We start from the raw sequence: 22,724 nt of genomic DNA on the forward strand, positions 1-22,724 counted from the left end.
GTCATGTATGAGTTATCAAGAAGTAACTTTTGATCAAGATAGTTTATTTTTGATTACAGGCGGTGCGGGCTTTATAGGTTCTAATTTAGTCGAAGTTTTACTTGAAAGAGGACATAAAGTTAGAGTGCTAGATGATCTATCGCAAGGTAAAAAAGAAAATATCGATATGTTTATTGAAAATCCGAATTATGAGTTTACTAAAGGTGATATTCGAGATTTAGATACGTGTTTAAAAGCCTGTGAAGGTGTAAAATATGTGCTTCATCAAGCTGCGTGGGGAAGTGTCCCACGCAGTATTGAAAAGCCGTTACTTTATGAAGAGATCAATATCCGAGGGACTTTAAATATGCTTGAAGCTGCTCGGCAAACAGAAGTTGAAAAGTTTGTTTACGCTTCGAGTTCTTCAGTTTACGGGGATGAGCCAAAGCTTCCGAAACAAGAGGGAGTTGAAGGCAATTTGTTGTCCCCTTATGCACTAACAAAACGAACCAATGAGGAATATGCTAAGTTATATACTAAATTATATGGCTTGGATACATATGGATTACGATATTTTAATGTGTTTGGTAGACGTCAGGATCCAGATGGAGCCTATGCAGCTGTTATTCCAAAATTTATTAAGCAATTATTAAATGGAGAGCAGCCAACTATTAATGGGGATGGCAAACAGAGTAGAGATTTTACTTATATTGAGAATGTTATCGAAGCGAATTTGAAGGCTTTGAAAGCCCCCAGTGACGTAGCGGGAGAAGCATTTAATGTAGCTTATGGAGGTCGTGAGTATTTAATAGATGTTTATCATGCTCTTGCTAAAGCATTAGGGAAAGAAGAAATTGAACCAATTTTTGGACCTGATCGTGCTGGAGATATCAAACATAGTAATGCAGATATCAGCAAAGCAAAGAAAATGTTAGATTATCAACCTGAATGGAATTTTGAGAAAGGCATTGTAGCAGCAATCAACTGGTATAAGGAGAATTTATAGTGAGAAAGCCATGTAGGATATTGCATGTTGTTACTCAAATGAATCGTGCTGGTATGGAAAATCGGTTAATGGATATTTATAAAAATATTGATCGGACTCAGATACAATTTGATTTTTATACTTTAAGAGAGACAGCCGGTGAGTTTGATGAAGAGATTAAAGCTCTTGGTGGGAAAGTTTTTTATAATAAACCTATGAATATAGTAACAATGTACTCCTCACTACGAAATTTCAACTTGTTTTTAATAAAAAACAAGGAATATAAAATTGTACATTGTCACTTGAATCAATGGTCAGGCTTAATGCTAGGTAGCGCTAAGAGAGCAGGAATATTAACTAGAATAGCCCATTCTAGAACATCTCTAGAAGGTTATTCGTTAAAAAATATTATAAAGAACATTGTTAAAATACCAGTGAATTATACAGCTACGCATAAATTTGCGGTATCCTATAAGGCTGGAGTATGGTTGTATGGGGCAAGAGCAATGAAAAATTCTAAAGTAAAAATTTTGCCAAATGCAATCAAAATGGATGATTTTCATTTTGATAATGATTTACGTATCACAACAAGGAAAAAATTAAATATTAGTGGTAAATTTGTGATGATACATGTTGGAAATATTAAACCAGAAAAAAACCATTTGTTTTTATTGGAGATTTTTGAGAAAGTTTTGATAAGAAATAAACATGCTATACTTTTAATAGTAGGTAAAGATCATATGAATGGTATTGTTAAGAAAAAAGCAAAAGAACTGAAGCTAAACAACGTTTATTTTTTAGGATCCCGAACTGATATATGTGAATTGTTGAATGCTGCAGATGTTTTTGTCTTTCCATCTAAATATGAAGGTTTCCCTGGGTCAGTAGTAGAAGCTCAATGTACAGGGCTTTCGTGTTATATATCGGATAGAATTACTTCGGAAGTTATTTTATCGGATTTAGTTGAAACGATACCATTAACAGCTAAACCAGAAGAATGGGCGGATATTATAATTAATAAGAACTATTTAAATAGAAAAGATATGGTACCTATATTAAAAAATACAGAATATGATGTTGAAAGATCAGCTGAATTATATAAAAGATTTTATCTATTAGAAATGAGAATTAAAGATGTATAATACTAGAAGGAAATTTTATGAATGGTTATTATTACTATTTGTTATCATGACTTCCATAGTATCAATTATTTCTATTGCTCAAGATGAATTGAGAACATATTCTTTTGATCTTTTATGGGTTCTTCCGTTAACATATGTTACACAATTTATTATTTCATGGCTATACTTCCCTCATATGAAATATAAAATAAGTGTATTGTTAATTTTAGCGTTATATTACGCTAGAATGATTATTGTGCCATTTGCAATGTTTTTAGGAAATTATTCAACTTATGGCATAGAATCAGTATATGGACAAGATATGGGGTTAGCCATTTCTCTTATGAGTTGGGAATTTATGGTCATTACTATTCTTTTTGTATTAACAACAGGAAAAAGTGGAGAAGAAAATGATGAAGATATTTCTAATGGGTCTGTGAATAATGTTTTTAATATACCGCAGTATTTTAAATGGGCCGTAATATGTATTATTTTATACATTGTCCTGATAATGATTGGAACTCCAGGATTATTTCAAGAGTCATTTTTCCTCACAACTGGTAGATCTGAAGAATCATATGAATTGTTATTTTCGGGAGAGGTTTCACATAATGCCTTTGGTTTAAGTTTTGGGTCACAATTGGTTACGATAGCATTTACATTTTTTTGGATTTTGCAAGCTATATATCCACCTTTTCTTTTAGCTCAGATTGCCAATAAAGTGAAGTCTCAATTCAATCGAAATATACTCTTTCTTATTGTGTTAGGTGGGACAGTGCTTATTTCAACCGAAGGAAGAGCACATTCAATTGAATGCGCTATTGCTTTGCTGATATCGAGTTCAATAGCACTGAAAAATAAGTTCTATATAAATATTAAAGCACTTATTTTAGTCATTACAGGAATAATGATATACGGCTTAATGGATAAAAGTGGTGTTAGCGGGGAAGGAAGTCAACTATATGTTGAGTTTAGTAAAATGATCTCTGCTTACTTTGGTGGTCCGCATAATGTAGCTACGGCTATAACAATGAAAAATAATGAACATAATTTAACGGCACTAAACATTGTTTCTGACATACTACAAAGACTACCGTATTTAACAATTATATTTACCAAAACTTTTGGCGGTACAACGAATATTATCTTTAATAATTATTTTGGTGGTTATTATTTAGGGCAGATTATTCCTTCGATTGGTTTAGGGTACGCATATTTCGGGTTTTTATTTGCTCCTATTATACCAAGTGCTGCTGTAATGTTATCACTTCATTTCGAAAAGAAAGCTTCTCAAAATGCAAATGTTGTTTTAAAAAATTTTTACTATTTAGGTGTTATAATGTTTGCGAGAGCAACATGTACTTCAAATATGTTATCAGGAATTACTTATTTAGGAAACATGTTTTTTGCTTGGTTAGTGATTTATATAGGTTTTATAAAAAAAACAAAAGATATGGGTGAAACATAGTTGAAGAATAATTTAAATAACAAACAAAATAGAACATACAATGTTTTTTTAAATTCAACTGCTGGTGTGGCTGGTTACTTTGTATCTATGCTTGCGAATTTTGCTTTTAGAACAATTTTTATATATTTTCTAAGTATAGAGTACCTTGGAGTAAATGCTTTGATGACTAATATTTTGTCATTGTTGTCATTGACTGAAATGGGAATAAGTAGCGCGATGACTTTTAGTTTGTATGAACCTCTTGCAAATAACAATAGAGAAAAAATCAATGTCTTATTAAAATATTATAAAAAAATGTATTTGTGTATTTCTGTAATTATTTTATGCTTAGGTTTACTTATGACCCCTTTTTTGAACTTTTTTGTGGAAAGTAAGCCTAATATCCCTGAATCGTTAGAATTTATTTTTGTTTTATATCTAATGAATACAGCTTTTTCTTATTTGATAATTCACAAACACTCTATATTAATTGCAGATCAAAAATCATATATTGTAACTTTATGGACAAATGTATTTTTGATATTGCGATATATTTTTCAAATTGGAGCTTTATTTTTATTTGAAAAGTTTATTCCTACTTTGATTATTCAGCTGTTATTAACATTTTTGGGAAACTTTTATATTACAAAAATTGCAGAGAAACGATACCCATTTATTAAAGAAGAAGTGATTGGGGAGCTTTCTAATAAAGACAAAGCGGACCTTACTTCCAAAATAAAATCAATGTTACTTTATAGAATAGGTTCTTACTTGGTAAATAGTACTGATGCGATTATAATTTCTAAGTTTGTTGGAATCACTGCTGTTGGGATGTATAGTAATTATACTATGCTTTTCACTTTATCCACTTCTCTAATAAACTATGTTAGTTTTGCTTTGACACCAAGTATAGGAAATCAGGTACACGATCAAAAAATCGAAAATGTTTATTCGGTTTTTAAAGTATTGTTTTTTATCTTTTTTGTAATTGCTACGATCACTACTATTGGTTTTGTGGTACTTATTAATCCTTTTATTCATTTGTGGATTGGTGAAAAATATTTACTTGCTGATATAACAGTTGTTTTTTTAGTTTTAAATTATTATTTTTTAATTATGAGAAGAGTAATTGTATCATATAGAAACGCATTGGGGTTATATGAAGATACAAAGTTTAAACCAATATTAGAAGCCCTTGTTAATCTTGTTGCTTCTTTAATTTTGCAGCATTATATGGGGGTTACAGGAGTAGTTATAGGTACAACTGTTAGTATTTTAACAGTTAGTATTTGGATCGAGCCATATATTTTATACAAAAAATATTTTAAGATTCCTTTTTATAAATATATTTATAACTTATTTGGATATACTGTCTTTACGATATTTATTTCTATAGTACTAATTACTATAAGAAACCTTTTTTATTCAAATACGATCATTAATTTTATATTAATGGCTATTTTTTCCATTCTTTTCACTTTAATAATGATAGTTTTAATTTTTAGAAAAGTGCCTGAATTTCAAGATGCTTATAAAAGAGTTATGTTATTAATTAACAGATAAAAACTATAAATATATATAGTAAGGAGAATAGAAATGCCATTATTTATATACATTATTCGTGGTACGATAGATTATTTTCTAGGTAACATATTGGCTTTGTTTTTATATAAAAAAAAATATATTACTGGGAAGTATTTTAGGGAAAGTAGACTTGGTTTTCTTAAGATTGGATGGGGTTGGGTAGTTTCTGACTTTTTTGCTAGAAGCTTTTTGAGAATTAATAATGGGGTTCCTTTTCCCATTTCTCCTCGCAACCATGTGAATACTCCGGAGAATATACATTTTAATCCTGATGATTTGCTGATATTTCAAGGGCAAGGAAAATATTTTCAAGCTGTTGGAGCAACAATTACGATTGGGAAAGGGTGTTATATTGCTGATAATGTTGGAATAATTACTGCAAATCATTCGTTAAAGGATTTAAAGCGACATGAGAAAGGTCAATCTATTACTTTAGGTGAAAACTGCTGGATTGGAATGAATTCTGTAATTTTACCTGGTGTGAAATTAGGGGATAATACGGTAGTAGGGGCAGGAAGTGTTGTAACCAAAAGTTTTCCAGAAGGCAATTGTATAGTTGCTGGCAATCCAGCCAAAATAATAAAAATTTTGAACAAGAATATGGAGGTTAACAATGGTAATTATTCGGGCAATTAAAAAAGTTTTTGAATTTATTTATTTTTATATAGATCCTATAAAATATGCTAGATATAAAGGTGTAAAGGTAGGAGAAAGAAGTTCCATAATGTCGTGGAGATTTGGCAGTGAGCCTTGGCTGATTTCGATTGGTAATCATGTAAGGATAACATCAAATGTGAGATTCATTACCCATGATGGAGGTAGTTGGGTTTTTAGAGAAGATGATAAATATAAAGATGTCAAAAAATTTGGAAAAATTGAAATTAAAGATAATTGCTTTATTGGTAATAATGTTATTTTAATGCCAGATATTTCGATTGGGCCTAATGCTGTAATTGGTGCGGGAGCTGTAGTAACAAAGGATGTTCCAGCAAATACAGTGGTGGCAGGAGTTCCTGCTAAACCAATAATGTCAATAGAAGAATATGCAGAAAAGAGTCTACAAAATACACCTCCGTATGATAAAAATAATTATAGAGAGAATAGGCAAGAAGAAATTCTGAAATATATTAATTGGGATAGTGAGAATGATTAGTAAAAAAGAGAATCGTAAATCTATATTTATAATTGTTCCTAGACTAGCTGGTGGAGGTCAGGAAAGAATAGCAATTCAGACAGCTGAAATATTAAGCAAAAATTATCAGGTGATGTTAATTATCTTTTCTAATAAAGATAAGGTTTATGATACCTTTTTGCCGGTAATTAATTTAGACTTGCCTAGTAGAAAGGGAATAATAGGGAAAATCTTTACCCAATTACAAAGATCTTTTCAACTAGCTCGTCTTAAAAGAAAATATGAACCTATTATATCTTATTCTATTGGCAATACTGCAAATTTAACAAATATTTTATCGTTTACAGATAGAAATGTTAAAAATATAGTATCAATTAGAGGGTATGCAAATATAAAAAAATCTCTTATGGATAAATTTGTTTATAAAAATGCAGATGAAATAGTTGTAATTTCTAAGAAAATGAAAGAACAACTCTGTAACTTATATTCTTTTACTGAAGATAAAACAGAGGTCATTTATAACGGAATAGATACAAAAACTATTAGTGAGAAGTCACAAATCTATTTACCCAATCTTTTTTTACCAAAAACTGATAGAATTGTTACTGCTGGAAGACTAACTGATGTTAAAGGGTACAGACAATTATTAAAAAGTTTTGTTCGTCTTAAAAGCACGTATTCAAATGTATCTCTGTTGATTCTTGGGGAAGGACCAAATAAGAATGATTTGATTGAATTAGCTAGAGAATTAAATATAGAAAAATCTGTTTATTTTCTTGGTTTTCTGGATAATCTATATTCTGTTTTTAGACAATCTGATATTTTTATTTTAAATTCAATAAATGAAGGTTTTGGCAATGTTATTATCGAAGCAATGTCCTGTGATTTACCTGTAGTTGTTAGTTCTTGTTTGTCAGGTCCTTCTGAAATTATAGGTGCCGAAACATATAATATTAATAAAGCATCCTTTTGTAAATATGGTGTGCTAGTTCCGTGTTTTGAATCTGATTTCTCTGAAGAAAATGAAAAAGAAATAGAAATTGCAAATGCTTTATTATCATTACTTTCTGATAGAAAATTGAAAGAACATTACCAAAAAGCAAGTGCTGAGAGAAAAGAAGTTTTTAGTAAAGAAATATATGCAGTTTGTATAGAAAAATATTTTAAACAATTTATTTAAGTTTTTATTTTAGATTTTATAATTAATAAAAATGATTTTGTGATGTATAATAGAAATGGTTTTTATGAGAAGTAAAGACTGATAAAATAGAGAAGTCATAACTATGTTAGCAGGCATGACTAGAGAATTTATATGAAAGGCTATTTTCTATGTACATTAAATTTAAAAGAATTATTGATATCATACTATCTTTTATTGCTTTGGTTTTATTATCACCCCTTTTTATTTTTTTGGCTTGTTGGATAAAAATTGATTCGAAAGGGCCTGTTTTTTTTAAACAAAAACGAATAGGAATACATCGAAGTAATTTCTATATTTATAAATTTCGTTCTATGCGTTCAGATGCTCCTAAAGATACTCCAACGCATATGTTAAAGAATCCAAAAACTTATATTACACATTCAGGACATTTTTTGAGAAAAACGAGCATTGATGAATTGCCGCAATTAATTAATATTTTAAAAGGTGAAATGGCTTTTGTTGGACCGCGACCAGCATTATGGAATCAATATGATCTTGCTGATGAGCGCGATAAGTATGGGGCAAATGACGTTTTGCCTGGTTTAACAGGATGGGCTCAGATTAACGGAAGAGATGAACTGCCAATTCCAGAAAAAGCTGCTCTCGATGGTTACTATATTGAAAATATGTCATTAATTTTTGATATAAAATGTTTAATTGGAACGGTTATTAGTGTGGTTAAATCAGATGGTGTAGTTGAAGGTGGTACTGGAACATTGGAATCAAATAATGAGGACGAATAAATGAAGAAAATTCTGATAACAGGTAAAAATTCATATATTGGCACTTCGGTTGAAAAATGGCTAAAAAAGTCAGAAGAAAATTTTTTGATTGATACTGTGGATACCCGTGATAATAAGTGGAAAGAAATAGATTTTTCTCAGTACCAGGTAGTTTTTCATGTTGCCGGGATAGCCCATGCGAATGCCAAAAAGAATCAAGCAGATCTGTATTATGCTGTGAATCGTGATCTTTGTATTGAAATAGCTCAGTATGCTAAGGAAAAAGGGGTTAGGCAGTTTATTTTTATGTCTTCTGCAATTGTCTATACATCAAGCAAACTGGAAAATGGTAGAATTACACGATCAACTATTCCTCAATCAAAAGATCCATATGGAGATTCGAAAATTCAAGCAGAGAATGGACTTTCTGAGCTAGAGGATAGTGACTTTAAAGTGGTTATTTTACGTCCTCCAATGATTTATGGTAAAGGCTCAAGAGGCAATTACCCTAAGCTTGCAAAAATGGCAAGAAAAATTCCTTTTTTTCCTAACTATCCGAATAAGCGATCAATGTTATATATTGATCATTTAGCTGAATTAATTCGATTGGTTATATTAAACGAAGATAATGGAATTTTTTTCCCTCAGAACAAAGAATATACACAAACTAGTCAGATGGTTGAGATGATTGCAAATTTTCATGGCCATCCACTAGTGCTCATAAGAGTTTTCAACCCTTTAATTAAACTGTTTAAGGATGTTACTATCATAAATAAAGTTTTTGGAAACTTATTTTATGATAAAGAGCTGAGTCAATATAGCAAAGGAAACTATCAACTATATAGTTTACAGGAAACAATCACTTTAACAGAAAATTAGATATAATTAGCAAGTCCATACTATTAATTGAATGTAGTCTGGACTTATTGTTATGTAAATTTATTAAAATCATATTCAAATGATTAATATAATTATTAACTATTACCTTCTAGCTTCTGTTATAATTATAGAGAGTCTGATAAGTCATTTATTCCTTATAAACCCATAATATTTTAATAGAAAAGGATGATTATTTTATGAGTAGAATAAAAAAATTGGGAGATAGTTATGACTAAGATATATTTAGCTTCTCCCCATATGAGTGATGAAGGATATGAAATGGAATATATCCAAGATGCTTTCAAAAAAAATTGGATCGCTCCTCTTGGAGAGAATGTTGATCAATTTGAAAAAAATTTAGCGCATATGGTAGGGATTAAATATTCCACTGCATTGGTTTCTGGAACAGCAGCTATACATTTAGCTCTAATGGCTTTAGGTGTTGGTGCTGGAGATGTTGTTTTTTGTCAAAATTTAACTTTTTCTGCAACAGTTAATCCCGTTTGTTATCTTAATGCTGAACCAGTTTTTATCGATTCTGAAAAAGATTCTTGGAATATGGATCCAGTTTTGTTAGAAGAAGCTTTTCAGAAATATAAACCTAAAGCAGTTATTGCTGTTCATTTATATGGCCTTTCTGCAAAAATTGATGAAATTAAACAAATTTGTGAAAAATACGAAGTGCCATTGATAGAAGATGCTGCAGAAAGTTTAGGGACAATTTATAAGGGACAATGGACGGGTACTTTTGGAGACTTGGGTATATTTTCATTTAACGGAAACAAGATTATTACTACTTCTGGAGGCGGAATGCTTGTATCAAATGATGGAGCCGCTATAAAAAAAGCTCGCTTTTGGGCAACTCAAGCAAGGGAAATTGCTGTTCATTATGAACATAAGGAAATTGGCTATAACTATAGAATGTCTAATATTGTAGCAGGAATAGGAAGAGGACAATTAAAGGTCCTGGAACAAAGAGTGCAACAAAAAAGATATGTTTTTCAGAGATATGTAAATGGACTGTCATCCATTCCTGAGATAGAATTTGTTACTGAGTCCAATCATGAAAGGGCAAATTATTGGTTAAGTGCTATTTTGATTAATTCAACGACGATTTCTCCTAAGGATGTTTGGAAAGCTTTGAAAAAAGAAAATATCGAATCACGTCCAATATGGAAGCCGATGCATCTCCAGCCAGTATTTAATGAATTTGATGTCATTGGTGGTAGTCGTTCAGAATCTTTTTATCGACGAGGCCTGTGTCTGCCTAGTGACACAAAGATGACTGATGAGGATCTTGATAAAATAATTGAAATAATTAAAGAAGTTTGGAGTTAGTGTTGAATGATTTATCAAAAGTATGTAAAGCGTATGGTAGATATTATATTGTCTTTGTTTGCTCTTATCTTTCTACTTCCAGTCTTAATAGTAATTGCACTTTTAATACGTTTTAAGATTGGATCTCCTGTACTTTTTGTTCAAACTAGACCGGGATTAAATGAAAAATTGTTTAAAATGTATAAATTTAGAACTATGACAAATGAACAGGATGCTACAGGGCAGTTATTACCAGATGAACTTCGTTTAACGAGATTTGGTAAGTTATTAAGAGCTACCAGTTTAGATGAACTTCCAGAACTATTTAATATATTGATTGGTGATATGAGTTTTGTAGGTCCCAGACCATTACTGGTTCAATATCTTGATTTATATAATCTAAGGCAAAAAAAAAGACACAAGGTTCGTCCAGGCTTAACAGGTTATGCACAAGTGAGTGGAAGGAACTCGCTTTCATGGACAGAGCGCTTTGAAAGGGATATTGAATATGTAGAAAATATTTCTTGGCTGTTAGATTTGAAAATAATATTTATGACAGTATATAAGGTGTTTAAGCAGGAAGGGATAACTTCTGAAGATTCAGCAACTATGAAACCTTTTGAGGGGAATTTTGATGAATAGGCAACTAATAATTCTTGGTGCTGGCGGGCATGCAAAAGTTTGCTATGAAATTGCGCTATCAATGGCACAATGGGAAGAAATATTATTTTTAGATGATAATCCCAATAACAGATATTTTTCTATCTCTGGTCCAATTGGTTCTTTGTCCAATTATCCAACAGCCGATTTTTTTATTGGCATTGGTAATAATGAATATCGTAAAATTTTAACTCAGCAACTTTTAAAATTAGAATATTCATTAGTCAAATTAATACATCCTAGTGCAATTATTAGTTCTACAGTAACCATAGGAGTAGGAACTGTTGTTATGGCTGGTGCAGTGATCAATAGTTGCACAAAAATTGGGAAATCGTGTATCATTAATACTTCATCTTCTATTGATCATGACAATTTTATTGGAGACTATTCTCATATATCGCCCGGTTCACATGTAGCAGGGAATGTCTCTATCGGAGAACTAGTTTGGGTGGGAATAGGTTCAGTAATTAGCAATAACATTACTCTTACAGATGGAGTTAAATTAGGGGCTGGATTTATTGCCTATCAGGATATTAATCAATCTGGGACCTATGTTAATAATACAAAATACAGAATTTTATAATAGAACACTCATTTTAGGATGAGTGTCTTTCTTTATGAATAATTTGTGCATTTTGTTTTGGAAATTATGTAAATCTTGTAGATAGCTGGTATTTTTTTATCATATATGGGAGTATATGTGTTAAAGTAAGATGTGCAAATAAAATGCAAGTTGAAATAAAAATATCAATTTCAAGCTATTTCAACTTATCTTAGATATAATATAATAAATTTAAGTGTGTGGGGTATAATATGAATCAAAATATTGTTATGAAGATGTATAATTTTTCGCGTAAATGCTATGAAAAGCGTTTGGTTTTTTTAGCGAGAATGTGTTGGATGTTCAATCGAATTATTTTTTGTGCAGATGTTCCATATACTGCTAAAATCGATCCTACTGTCCGTTTAGGGCATAATGGTTTAGGAATTGTGATGCACGTAGATACGATTGTCGGGGCCAATACCCTCATAATGCAAAATGTTACCTTAGGTCATAATTTCGGACGTACCCGTGAAGATGGAACTACAGGGACTTCACCCACTATTGGAGAAAATGTTTTTATCGGAGCGAATGCTTGTGTTTTAGGGCCCGTAAAAGTGGGGAATTATGCTCAAATTGCTGCAGGCTCTATTGTTTTATCTGATGTACCTGAATATTCTGTTGTAGCAGGAGTACCTGCTAAAATTATCAAGACTTTGACCGAAGAAGAAGCAAAATATTCTATGACAAAATGGTAGCATTACGAATATGCAATGTAGGATAGTAAGCTTTACTCTTGCTATCCTTTTGTAAGTGTATTATTATCACTGTTTTATGAAATAATCTCTAATAATATAGATAAATACTTTTAGGGGTGGCAAATGAAAAAGTTCTTCAAAATATGCATAATTATGATATTATTATTAAGTATATACTTAATTGTATCTTTAGTAGTTGATTATACAAGGATCAGTGATACACCGCAAAAATCTGATGTTATTATAATAGTAGAAGGAGGATTTCCTGAGAGAGTTAGACAGGCTGCTAAGCTTTTAAAAGAAGGATACAGTACTTCGGGAAAGGCAATTATGTCACCTTATATTGAAGAAATCGAGTCGATGTATTTTGAAAGTGGTTTAGAGGAAAAGGATATCATACCAGAATATGAGGCGACTTCTACCTATTATAATGCGGTGAATACATTAACTATGATGAAAGAATTAGATTACCAATCTGCAATCATTGTAACGGATGAGTGTCATATGCCTCGAACTAGGATGATTTTTGAGCGTGTTAATTTTCAATATAAATTTGATCTGATCTATATTTTTCCTGAATTTAGTAAGAGAGGTTCAAATAATATTCTCGAAAAAGATGAGAAAACATCACGGAAAGAGATCCTTCGAGAGGAAATTAAAAAGTATTTAGGCTATAAGTTTTTCTTATATCGCTATTTAGATTTATAAACAGAAGGGATGTTAATTTTGAGCAAGAAAAGTTTACAGTATTTGCTTGTTATTACATGTGTTTTATTATTTACTTTAATTTTATTAACATTATTTTATTTTTTATCTAAGGTACAGGGAAATAATGGAATCACTTTTAAGGTCTTTGGTGGAGGAGACGATGGTCTTTTTTATTGGGAACAAGCTCAAAATGTTGCGCGTAATAGAGAGTGGATACGAACATCTATTTACCCGCTATTAATTGGGAATATAATAAAAGTCCCAATTTTCAATGATCCCTTTTTTATTCGAATATTTAATTATTTTGCTTTCTTTTTACTGGTTGTATATGTGATTAAGCTCATGAATTACTTAATTAAACTTACTGATAATGAATCTTTACAAAAAAAATCAATTGATATTAAATTGTTTATGATTGTCGCTTTAATGTGTTATGGTAGTCTTCAAATGAATCTTCATATCTCGATTTTAAGAGATGTTTGGATGTATTTTTTGTATGTAGCTTCTTTGTATTTTTCTATGAGAGTCTATCGTAATAAGCGCATTTCAATCAATTATTTACTTTGTTTAATCCTATCTTTGTGGTTATTAGGAGAATTTAGAGCCTATCTTTTGCTTTCGTTTATTGTTGCAATACTTGTTTATTCAGTAGGTAAATATTTTAAAGCTAAAAATTATCTAGTTTTTTTTCTGTTTATTATGTTCGTTGTAGGAGGAATCTATTACACTCAATTTATTGATTTTCCTGTTCCAATTATTAATATGACATTGAGAGATGGATTGAATTATCGTCTTTCTTATCTAGAACCTGGAGCGGCAGGTGGAAGTCAAATGAATATTGACCTAGCACAATCTAATTATTTTCTATTTTTAATCAATTATTTATATAGTTATGCTAGTAACTTTTTTGGTCCTTTGCCATGGCAAATTTCAGGGATAAGTACATTAATTATTTTCTTTACAGAAACTATTCCAATGGTACTCATTTTGATATATATTTATAAAAATAGAGGATATTTAAGTGTATCTGCCGGTTATATTTTAGTTCATTCATTCACTTGGATTTTGTTTATTGCATTATCAAATGACAATATTGGAACGGGAACTAGGTTACGTCCAATTTCTTGGATACTAATATTGCTAGTTTTCTCTCTCCTATGGAATACAAATAAACGAAAGAAAGTAGGTAAAAAATTTGAAAATATTATTCGTCAGGCCACTTTCCGCTAATTTGCCTGAAATTGATGCATATATTAAATATTTTAATGAAGATAAGCGTTTTTTGGCAGTAGATAGCTCTGAGTACGGAGCAGATCATTTGCCATATGAAGAATATGATATTATATGGGAATTTAAAGGAATGGGAGGGTATCAGAATGATCAGAAAATAATTGTTCATGATTATCCTTCTTTATCAACTGGAACCTTAGCTAAGGTTAAAAATACTATAAAAAGATTCTATAATCCCAAACCTGACCTTCGAATTTTTTTGAATGAGTATGTTAAAAAGGGTTTTGGATTTAAAGATGAAACTCCATCTGTTTATCGTGATATGGGGATTGATCCTGTTTTTATTCAGCATTCGTCTGAATCGATTGAGAAAGAATATGACTTTGTATATGTTGGAGCCATGACTGAGGAGCGTAGAATTTCTCAAATGATTGATGGAATTATTTCTAATAATTCTGGAAAACTATTGTTAATTGGAGACCCACAAATTTCTGTTTATGAGCGATATAAATCGAATACTGATATTACTTTTACAGGTAAAATACCTTATGATGAAGTACCTCAAGTTGCAAATAAAGCTGTATATGCATTGAATTATATTCCAAATAAATATCCGTATCTTTATCAAACATCTACTAAATTAATAGAATATTTGGCGATGAATTTGAAAGTAATATCTACTGAATATTTCTGGGCTCAACATTTTATGAGAGATAATGATTGTGCTTTCCTGATGCTCCCAGATAATTCATTTGAAATTAAAAGAGAGTATCTTAAGAATTTTAAATTCAGAAATAATATAGTTAGTGAACGTTTTCTTTGGGAAAATATACTAAATCAGTCTCAACTGAAGTCAAAATTGTTAGAGATATATGATAAAAAAATAGGAATGGTTTAGATGAATAAAGTTACGATACGTTTAATGATCATTACTCTTATTTCAAAGCTTTTTGGCTTTGCAAGAGATATAACATTATCATATTTTTATGGTGCGTCTGCTGTTAGTGATGCTTATTTAATCTCTCTAACTTTACCTGAAACAATTTTTGGTTTTGTTGCAACCGGTATTTCTACAGGGTATATCCCTCTATATACTCAAATAGTTCATGACCAAGATGAAGGTGCAGGAAATATTTTTACTAATAATTTAATGAATATTGTTTTTTTCTTCAGTCTAACAGTACTATTAGTAACTTATTATTTTACACCTCAACTTATCGATATTTTAGCTGCAGGTTTTGATGGAGAAACTAGAACTTTAGCAGTAATATTATCGCGAATAAGTATCTTTAGTATTTATTTTACTGCCATGATTTCTTTATTCAGTGGTTTTTTACAAATTAAAGGAAAATTTGAAGTTCCTGCTCTAATTGGTTTTCCATTAAATATTATTACAGTGATCTCTATTGTGATTAGTTATTATACTAATGTTAGAGTACTTGGTTTCGGTATGCTATTAGCCGTCATTTCCCAAGTACTAATTTTATTGCCTTTTGTATTTAGATCTGGGTATAAATACCTGCCATATTTGAATATTAAAGATCCCGGATTATTACGATTGATAACTATTGCTCTTCCAGTAATATTTGGTACATCGGTTAATCAAATTAATGTAATTGTTGATAAGACAATTGCTTCGAGTATTTCAGTCGGTGGAATATCTTCATTGAATTATGGTTATATGATTGTGTTTTTTGTACAAGGATTGTTTGTTTTGCCTATTACTCAAATTATGTACCCTACAATTTCTGTATTAATAGCTGATCATCAATTAGAAAAAATAAAAAAAGTGATTGCTGAATCGGTTGTATCTGTTTTTCTATTGGTTATTCCAGCCACAGTTGGGTTATATGTACTTTCTCGTCCTATTATTGAATTATTATACGGTCGGGGAAATTTTGATGAGGAAGCCATTCAGTTGACTACATCCGCATTAAGTTACTACACTTTGGGAATTGTAGGTTTTGGATTGCGCGAACTATACTCAAGGGCTTTTTATGCTTTACAAGATTCAAAAACACCAATGATAAATGCTACAATAGGAGTGGTGATTAATATTGTACTCAATTTGTTAATTTCTCAATGGATCGGTATAGGTGGACTTGCTTTAGCGACAAGTATATCTGCATCAGTTACATCATTTTTATTGATTGTTAGTCTTAGAAAGAGAATTGGAAATCTTGGAATGAAAACTATAATTTCTAAGTCATCTATAATTATTATTTCATCTCTAGTGATGGGAGTAGGAGTACATTTCTTATATCAATTTATGATGAACCGAACAGGAAATTTAATCTCATTACTTACAAGTGTTTTGATAGGTGCAATTATTTATCTTATCATGTTATTATGTTTAGGATTTGAAGATGTTTCTAGTATGATTAAAAGATTTAATAAAGGACCAAAAAAAAATTAAATCTCTGAGGAAGGAGTATCCGATGAATGTCTCAATAATCGTCCCAATGTATAATGTTAGCGATACTTTAAGACGAACGTTAGAAAGTATTAAGAATCAGTCTTATTATGATATTGAAGTGATTTTGATTGATGATGGATCGCAGGATGATACTGCTATAGTAGCTAATGAATTCTGTAAAAAAGATACTCGATTTAAATATATTTACAAAGAAAATGGTGGAGTATCAAGTGCAAGAAATAAAGGTATCAAAGAACATTCGGGACATTATATAGCTTTTGTAGATTCAGATGATTACATTCATCCTCAGTATGTTGAAACACTATTAGCTTCAATGACTGATGACATTGACTGGGTGATTTGTGGGTACCAAACTGGGAAAAATTGTTTTATTACTAAAAAAGAAATGACGGATCGTGATGCTACTGTATACGAATTGGCAGATGCGAAAGTACCAAATGGTTATTTGGGAAATAAATTGTTCAAGTCATCAATAATAAGAGATAATGATATTTGTTTTGATCAGAGTGTTCATATGTGTGAAGATCTTTTGTTTTGTGTAGAATATGCTTGCAAAATTAAGCATACGAAACATTTAGACAAAGTTTTATACTTTTATGAACCAACAAATGCCAGTATTACTAGACGTATGAGAACTAAAAAAGCATTTACACAAATTGATGCATTAGAAAAATGTGTTTATCTATTGACTTTATATAGCTTCCACCCAATGGTGGTTAATAGATATATTAATTTTCTATTGAGAATTACAACTGGTCACTATTTAAAAAGAATAGCAACAGCTACGAGTAGTGAAAAAAATAAAGTGATTGAGACCTTAAAAACTTATAAAAAACAGGGCAATCCTGGCTTTATTATTCGATTAAAGATATTGTTATCTTTTGTAATACTATTCTTTACAAAGAAGGGGATGGGAGATATTGAGTAAAAAGATTTGCTATGTCACAACCATCGCACCAACACTACAGACTTTTGTCCTTCCAACTGCTGAATATTTACATAAAAATGGCGACTATGATATTACTTTAATTTGTGATCATAATGAAAATTTCAAAAATATGATACCCGACTATATGAAATATAGACCAGTTAATATGGAACGAGGAATAGATTTAACTTTTATTCGTATAATTTATCATTTGTATAAAATATTTAAAGAAGAGCAATTTGATATAGTTCAATACTCAACACCAAATGCTTCACTTTATACTGCTATAGCTGCGTTTTTAGCAAGAATTAACGTTCGTTTATATGCTCAGTGGGGCATATATTATGTGGGCTCTTCTGGTTTGAAAAGAAAAATTTTTAAAGTTATTGAAAAAATAGTCTGTAGCTTATCAACAGCTATACAACCTGATAGTTATGGAAATTTAGAGTTTAGTCTTTCGGAAGGTTTATATTCTCAAAGTAAAGGTAGTGTGATATGGAATGGGAGTGCCTGTGGAATTGATTTAGAGCGCTTTGATATTCAAAATAAAGCTCAATGGAGACAAGAAGTATTTAATGAATTAGATTTACCGCCTGACAGTATTATTGTTGGATTTGTTGGAAGGATAAACCGTGATAAAGGAATTTATGAGCTGTTACAAGCAATGCAGCAGGTTATTTCAACTAATCATAAGGTGGTATTATTACTAATCGGTGACTTTGAAGAAAAAGCTTTAGAAGGAACAGAACTTTATCAGTGGTCACTTGACTGTCCCAATGTACTTTATTGTGGAAGAAAGATGGATATTGAAAAATATTATGCTTCAATGGATATTTTTGCTTTACCAAGCTATCGAGAGGGCTTTGGTATGGTAGTAATTGAAGCGCAGGCTTTAGGAGTTCCGACCATTGTAACGAATATTCCGGGGCCCACCGATGCTATGGTTGAGAGTAAAACTGGTTTGACGATTCCAGTTAAAAATACTGAGAAGCTTGTTGAGGCAGTTGAACGTTTAATTGAGGATAAAGAATTCCGTGATTATCTAAGTAATAATTCTATAGATTTTGTGAAAGAAAAATTTGAAGCTAATGAATTTCGCCGACAAGTACTTAATGATCGTAACAGACTAATTCAAAAGTCAAAATAGGTAGGGATATTTAGATGAAAAATATATTGATTACAGGTAAAGGATCATTTATTGGTGAAAATATTAAAACTTACTTAGAAAAACAAAATTTTTTTGTTGAAGTTTTTGATATTAAAAATGAGCCGATTGATAATATAGAATTCGAACGTTTTGATACTATTATTCATGTGGCTGCAATTGTTCATTCAAAAGAAGACTTACCATGGGAAAGTTATTATTCAGTGAATGTAGAATTACCTGTGAATATAGCGACAGAAGCAAAAAAATATAAAGTAGACCATTTTATCTTTTTCAGTTCAATGGCTGTTTTTGGAGAAGACAAAAAACTGCCAGCAGGAAATGTATTGACTAATATTAATAAGCGAGTTAACTCGTATTATGGTAAAAGTAAGCGAGAAGCTGAAAAAAAATTGGAAGAATTAAATGATCAAAAATTTAAAGTATCAATTGTGAGGCCACCAAGTATTTATGGCCCCAATTGTCCTGGAAATTATATTTCAACATTCGTTAGAATTGCTGATAGGATAAAAATTTTTCCTGAAATTTATAAAGAAAGCAAGCAAAGCTTTCTTCATATTGATAACCTTACGAAATTTATTGAATTATTAGTGATTCAACCAACAGAGCTGTATTTTCATCCGCAGGATAAAACTCAAATTAGTACGGTAGAATTGTTGAAAATAATTGCTGGATATCGTAATAAAAAAATTATTTTTACTAGATTGTTTAATTTTATTATTAAATTATTTCAGAACAATTCTCTGGTTATTAAATTGTTTGGTGGAATTAGCTATTCGTCCGCTATTAGTACTCACTATGATAATATTTATCAAATAAAAGATGTTTTTGATGGTTTTAGTTATATTAAGGATGACGAACTGATATAATATACTCAGGTATTGAGAAATTAGGTGAATAATTGAAACAAAAACAACAAAATCTTCTTAAAAGTCAGGACAAGTTTAGTAATAGTAAATTTAAAAAAAGACAGTTGAAATATTTTGTCTATTCTTTAGTATTAGTTGGATTAATATATTTAATTTTCAGTCAAACGGTAAATGCTGATAAGTATATTGAACCCAGAGAAAGTGCGGTTTTGACTACTGACATTAAAGATTTAGAGGGGATTAAAACTAAAGATTTAGTGAAAGATTTTGGAGCCAAACCCAATGATAGTAAAGATGATTCAGCAGCTTTAACTGCAGCACTGAAAGAAGCCAAAAAGGAACCTTTAAAACTAACAATACCAAAAGGAGAATATTTGAGTACTGGTGCTGTTAATGTAGAAGCTACAGATATAAAAGGATTATATGTTCAAGGAGATGGAGCAGTTTTTAAACCCAAAAATCCGATGATTAATCCTCCAGAAAATTATTTTTTAAAATTGTACTTGGCAAAAGATAATGTTGGGGTTAAGATAGAGGGGATAACGATAGATGGATCGTTAAATCCTCAAGACTTGTTTTTTACTCTTGAAAAACAAAGTGAGGTTTATGAGCTACCTTTACAAAGAGGAATTTTGATTAGTGGTGCTGAGGAAATTGTGGTAACGAATACTGAATTTAAAAACATGTATGGTGGTTATGGTTTACTGATTGAACATTATAAAAATGTAAACATATCTAATTTGACTTTTGATAATGTCGGAGGAGATGACATTACAGATAGTTTTGGCATGGCATTATATTTTGGAGGGCACGAAGGAGATGCTGAGATAAATATTGATAAAGTCCACTCTAATGGTATGTTATCAGAAAAGGATCCAAGTTATACAGCTTGGATTGGAGTTGTCTTAGAGAATGGAAGTATTCAATCACAGAATAGAGATCAGTGGATTTTAGATAAAAACACAACGGTGAATATTACTAATTCAACTTTTAATAATTATGAAACGACCTTTCATGTCGAAAGTATGGCTGGTAATGTATATTGGAATGCTGATAATATTGAAACTACTGCTAAAGATTATTTTATTATGGCAGGGGTTAATGGAGAGTTTAGAGAACGATCTAATAGAATTAATATGAAAATGACCCCTTGGGGCCGAAATGATGTTGTTCATGGCTTGTATTATACTGAAAAGGAGCGTGATGATAATATTTCTGGAAATAATAAATTCTCAATGTATAATTCGAAGATCGAGTATCTTACAATAGACGGGAAGAGTGCACCAGTAGCTACGAGCTATGGAGATTCTGTAAAAGCTAAGTATGTTGGAACTTCTTTTATGAACGTACCTTCTAAATTAGTAACTAATGCCTCAGGTGAATTTATTAATTCTATAATTAATTTGGATAATAATAGTACTGAAACAGCAGAAAGTTTATTAAAAGGCCCATTTAGTGAACCAAATGTTCAATCTGTTAAATTTAAAGGTAAAACAAAAGTTACAAAAGGAACAGATGATGTTACAAAAGGAACTCTCGATCCTAAGTGGTATGTCCCAAGTGGTCGTGAAGCTCCGGAACTGAAAGAACCTATGGGTCATGCCGAAATTTCTAATTAAACTTTGAATTATGGAGGAATAAAATGAAAAAATTTATATCAGTAGTATTTACATTGATATTAATAACAACATTTACAAATGTCTTAGATATTAATGCGGAAGAGAGTAACTCAGAAGCTAACTCTTCTGATCAAGTGATGGATGAGACTAGTAGTCGAGCAAAATCGAGAGATAATATTCTTGATCTTGATTCTATTGAAGCTAATGGTCCTGCTAGTTTAGTTAGTAGAGATGGTAATTTAATACTCTCTATCGATAATGAAAATGGTGGTTTATTAATTGAAGCAGAAGGATTAGAAACTGAAACTAGTTATATTTTAGGTTTTACTTATGAAGTTATAGATGGCAAACTGCTTAGTTTTGGTGCCCACACTGATGGAATTTGGGCTGATAACTATGTTGTTTTAAATGGAGAGAAAAGAGGAGAGTTTGCTGATGAAGATTCTGCATACTCAGATAAAGAAGGAAAAAATGTTGTCGAAGTTTTCTTTACAACGCCTAAAGATAAGTCAGAAAAATCTCGTTTAATTATTCAACCGAATCGCAGTGAGTTTGATGAAGTTGCTATTGAATTATCTGATTTGTATATTGTTGAGGAAGTAGAGTAGATAAAAAGTAAATAACTGAGAATTGAACTGACTTCCAAAAGCCGGCCTTTGGAAGTCAGTATTTTTATGTGTAAATATTTTCTTGAAAAATGTGTTATAACAATTGAATTATACTTGTCAAATTAGCTATTTTGTTGATATTTTGCTAAAGGAAGGAAAAATATTCTCAGATGTAAGTCGTATGAAATGATATTTTTCTATATTCATCTTACAGGTTTTATTGGTTTGACGCTAGATTAAAAAAGATAGAACGAATAACTTGATCACGGAATGCAGATAAGGTGTTTGTAAAAATGCTTGGCATCTTTGAGGAATACTAAATTTTGGCAATTGTTATAAAAATAAGTGCGATTGTAAATTAATGATTATCATTAATAAAATTAATATCAAGTCAATTATGTAAAAGACTTATCTTTGGTTAATATTGATTTTGTGGGGAAGGTTAGAAGAGTAGAGTAAGTAGTTTTAGCTTTTAGAAAAAATACGACAGATAAGTTATTAATTAGATTTTAATGGACAGATGGTTCTATATAAGTGGAAAATAATTCGTCTATGTCAATGAGCAACAGAATTGGTATAAAGAATTTTTTTACTCTGCTTAAGGATGAACTTAATAGATGATCTATGGTTATTACTTAAAATAAAGTATGGACTGTGTTTTTGATGTTGGTATAATTAATTTATTATGGCTTTTCATTTTTTAGGTATAAGGAATTAAAAACAACGTTTAAATATACAATAATTATTACGAAAGAGTTTGGGAGTAATTTGTTTAATAAAGCTAATTTTTTATTCAGATGAATAAAAAAAAGTGAGTTTTGAGAAATTTTTAAG

22 protein-coding genes are annotated in these 22,724 nt (G+C 30.7%); all 22 read left to right on the plus strand.

All coding sequences use genetic code 11. From position 1 onward, the window contains the following. The first annotated feature begins 7 nt into the window (after positions 1–7). The 22 genes from HZY91_RS00490 (at position 8) to HZY91_RS00595 (ending at position 21,890) form a co-directional block, all read left to right on the plus strand. Complete coding sequence (locus tag HZY91_RS00490) at positions 8–985, plus strand: SDR family oxidoreductase (RefSeq protein WP_197113464.1); 978 nt, start codon at positions 8–10, stop codon at positions 983–985. Continuing rightward, positions 985–2,106 carry a glycosyltransferase gene (locus HZY91_RS11125; RefSeq protein ID WP_328751317.1) on the plus strand — a complete coding sequence of 374 codons (1,122 nt, stop codon included), beginning with the start codon at positions 985–987 and terminating at the stop codon, positions 2,104–2,106. Before HZY91_RS00490 ends, HZY91_RS11125 begins: the two co-directional genes overlap by 1 nt. Further along, positions 2,099–3,553, plus strand: coding sequence for a hypothetical protein (locus HZY91_RS00500; RefSeq protein WP_197113467.1), 1,455 nt, complete (start codon positions 2,099–2,101; stop codon positions 3,551–3,553). The genes HZY91_RS11125 and HZY91_RS00500 overlap by 8 nt, the downstream gene beginning before the upstream one ends. Next, positions 3,554–5,095, plus strand: a complete 1,542-nt coding sequence (locus HZY91_RS00505; RefSeq protein WP_197113470.1) for a lipopolysaccharide biosynthesis protein — start codon at positions 3,554–3,556, stop codon at positions 5,093–5,095. It abuts the gene before it with no gap. A 33-nt stretch (positions 5,096–5,128) separates the two neighbouring features. Continuing rightward, a complete protein-coding gene (locus tag HZY91_RS11130) occupies positions 5,129–5,752 on the plus strand; it encodes a DapH/DapD/GlmU-related protein (protein WP_197113473.1) in 624 nt (207 codons plus the stop codon). Next, complete coding sequence (locus tag HZY91_RS00515; RefSeq protein ID WP_197113476.1) at positions 5,730–6,269, plus strand: acyltransferase; 540 nt, start codon at positions 5,730–5,732, stop codon at positions 6,267–6,269. The genes HZY91_RS11130 and HZY91_RS00515 overlap by 23 nt, the downstream gene beginning before the upstream one ends. Continuing rightward, a complete protein-coding gene (locus tag HZY91_RS00520) occupies positions 6,262–7,428 on the plus strand; it encodes a glycosyltransferase (RefSeq protein ID WP_197113479.1) in 1,167 nt (388 codons plus the stop codon). Before HZY91_RS00515 ends, HZY91_RS00520 begins: the two co-directional genes overlap by 8 nt. Positions 7,429–7,577: 149 nt before the next feature. After that, a complete protein-coding gene (locus tag HZY91_RS00525; RefSeq protein WP_197113482.1) occupies positions 7,578–8,192 on the plus strand; it encodes a sugar transferase in 615 nt (204 codons plus the stop codon). Further along, complete coding sequence (locus HZY91_RS00530) at positions 8,193–9,050, plus strand: NAD-dependent epimerase/dehydratase family protein (RefSeq protein WP_197113485.1); 858 nt, start codon at positions 8,193–8,195, stop codon at positions 9,048–9,050. It abuts the gene before it with no gap. A 228-nt stretch (positions 9,051–9,278) separates the two neighbouring features. Beyond that, positions 9,279–10,388 carry a DegT/DnrJ/EryC1/StrS family aminotransferase gene (locus tag HZY91_RS00535; RefSeq protein WP_197113488.1) on the plus strand — a complete coding sequence of 370 codons (1,110 nt, stop codon included), beginning with the start codon at positions 9,279–9,281 and terminating at the stop codon, positions 10,386–10,388. Between the two features lie 6 nt (positions 10,389–10,394). Further along, positions 10,395–11,009, plus strand: a complete 615-nt coding sequence (locus HZY91_RS00540) for a sugar transferase (protein ID WP_218957724.1) — start codon at positions 10,395–10,397, stop codon at positions 11,007–11,009. After that, positions 11,002–11,610, plus strand: coding sequence for an acetyltransferase (locus tag HZY91_RS00545; protein WP_197113491.1), 609 nt, complete (start codon positions 11,002–11,004; stop codon positions 11,608–11,610). The genes HZY91_RS00540 and HZY91_RS00545 overlap by 8 nt, the downstream gene beginning before the upstream one ends. A 230-nt stretch (positions 11,611–11,840) precedes the next feature. After that, positions 11,841–12,326: a serine O-acetyltransferase gene (locus HZY91_RS00550; protein WP_197113494.1), complete on the plus strand. Its 486-nt coding sequence runs from the start codon at positions 11,841–11,843 to the stop codon at positions 12,324–12,326. A 123-nt stretch (positions 12,327–12,449) separates the two neighbouring features. Further along, positions 12,450–13,034 (plus strand): YdcF family protein, encoded by a 585-nt coding sequence (locus HZY91_RS00555; protein WP_197113497.1) that lies wholly within the window; start codon positions 12,450–12,452, stop codon positions 13,032–13,034. An 18-nt stretch (positions 13,035–13,052) separates the two neighbouring features. Next, a complete protein-coding gene (locus HZY91_RS00560) occupies positions 13,053–14,264 on the plus strand; it encodes a hypothetical protein (protein ID WP_197113500.1) in 1,212 nt (403 codons plus the stop codon). Beyond that, positions 14,230–15,162 (plus strand): glycosyltransferase family protein, encoded by a 933-nt coding sequence (locus tag HZY91_RS00565; protein ID WP_197113503.1) that lies wholly within the window; start codon positions 14,230–14,232, stop codon positions 15,160–15,162. Before HZY91_RS00560 ends, HZY91_RS00565 begins: the two co-directional genes overlap by 35 nt. Next, a complete protein-coding gene (murJ, locus tag HZY91_RS00570; RefSeq protein WP_197113506.1) occupies positions 15,163–16,680 on the plus strand; it encodes a murein biosynthesis integral membrane protein MurJ in 1,518 nt (505 codons plus the stop codon). A 22-nt stretch (positions 16,681–16,702) separates the two neighbouring features. Continuing rightward, positions 16,703–17,629, plus strand: coding sequence for a glycosyltransferase family 2 protein (locus tag HZY91_RS00575; protein ID WP_197113509.1), 927 nt, complete (start codon positions 16,703–16,705; stop codon positions 17,627–17,629). Then, complete coding sequence (locus HZY91_RS00580; RefSeq protein WP_197113512.1) at positions 17,622–18,776, plus strand: glycosyltransferase family 4 protein; 1,155 nt, start codon at positions 17,622–17,624, stop codon at positions 18,774–18,776. The genes HZY91_RS00575 and HZY91_RS00580 overlap by 8 nt, the downstream gene beginning before the upstream one ends. A gap of 14 nt (positions 18,777–18,790) precedes the next feature. After that, positions 18,791–19,663, plus strand: coding sequence for an NAD-dependent epimerase/dehydratase family protein (locus HZY91_RS00585; protein WP_197113515.1), 873 nt, complete (start codon positions 18,791–18,793; stop codon positions 19,661–19,663). Between the two features lie 32 nt (positions 19,664–19,695). Next, positions 19,696–21,282 carry a glycosyl hydrolase family 28-related protein gene (locus HZY91_RS00590; RefSeq protein ID WP_197113518.1) on the plus strand — a complete coding sequence of 529 codons (1,587 nt, stop codon included), beginning with the start codon at positions 19,696–19,698 and terminating at the stop codon, positions 21,280–21,282. 23 nt (positions 21,283–21,305) lie between these two features. Beyond that, positions 21,306–21,890 (plus strand): hypothetical protein, encoded by a 585-nt coding sequence (locus HZY91_RS00595; protein WP_197113521.1) that lies wholly within the window; start codon positions 21,306–21,308, stop codon positions 21,888–21,890. The last annotated feature ends 834 nt before the right edge of the window (positions 21,891–22,724 follow it).

The organism is Facklamia lactis (genome assembly GCF_015863205.1).
Lineage (GTDB): Bacteria > Bacillota > Bacilli > Lactobacillales > Aerococcaceae > Facklamia > Facklamia lactis.

Coding starts and splice junctions, on each gene's coding strand:
- HZY91_RS00490 (WP_197113464.1), top strand. CDS start 8: ATGAGTTATCAAGAAGTAACTTTTGATCAAGATAGTTTATTTTTGATT.
- HZY91_RS00500 (WP_197113467.1), top strand. CDS start 2,099: ATGTATAATACTAGAAGGAAATTTTATGAATGGTTATTATTACTATTT.
- HZY91_RS11130 (WP_197113473.1), top strand. CDS start 5,129: ATGCCATTATTTATATACATTATTCGTGGTACGATAGATTATTTTCTA.
- HZY91_RS00515 (WP_197113476.1), top strand. CDS start 5,730: ATGGTAATTATTCGGGCAATTAAAAAAGTTTTTGAATTTATTTATTTT.
- HZY91_RS00520 (WP_197113479.1), top strand. CDS start 6,262: ATGATTAGTAAAAAAGAGAATCGTAAATCTATATTTATAATTGTTCCT.
- HZY91_RS00525 (WP_197113482.1), top strand. CDS start 7,578: ATGTACATTAAATTTAAAAGAATTATTGATATCATACTATCTTTTATT.
- HZY91_RS00530 (WP_197113485.1), top strand. CDS start 8,193: ATGAAGAAAATTCTGATAACAGGTAAAAATTCATATATTGGCACTTCG.
- HZY91_RS00535 (WP_197113488.1), top strand. CDS start 9,279: ATGACTAAGATATATTTAGCTTCTCCCCATATGAGTGATGAAGGATAT.
- HZY91_RS00540 (WP_218957724.1), top strand. CDS start 10,395: ATGATTTATCAAAAGTATGTAAAGCGTATGGTAGATATTATATTGTCT.
- HZY91_RS00545 (WP_197113491.1), top strand. CDS start 11,002: ATGAATAGGCAACTAATAATTCTTGGTGCTGGCGGGCATGCAAAAGTT.
- HZY91_RS00550 (WP_197113494.1), top strand. CDS start 11,841: ATGAATCAAAATATTGTTATGAAGATGTATAATTTTTCGCGTAAATGC.
- HZY91_RS00555 (WP_197113497.1), top strand. CDS start 12,450: ATGAAAAAGTTCTTCAAAATATGCATAATTATGATATTATTATTAAGT.
- murJ (WP_197113506.1), top strand. CDS start 15,163: ATGAATAAAGTTACGATACGTTTAATGATCATTACTCTTATTTCAAAG.
- HZY91_RS00575 (WP_197113509.1), top strand. CDS start 16,703: ATGAATGTCTCAATAATCGTCCCAATGTATAATGTTAGCGATACTTTA.
- HZY91_RS00585 (WP_197113515.1), top strand. CDS start 18,791: ATGAAAAATATATTGATTACAGGTAAAGGATCATTTATTGGTGAAAAT.
- HZY91_RS00595 (WP_197113521.1), top strand. CDS start 21,306: ATGAAAAAATTTATATCAGTAGTATTTACATTGATATTAATAACAACA.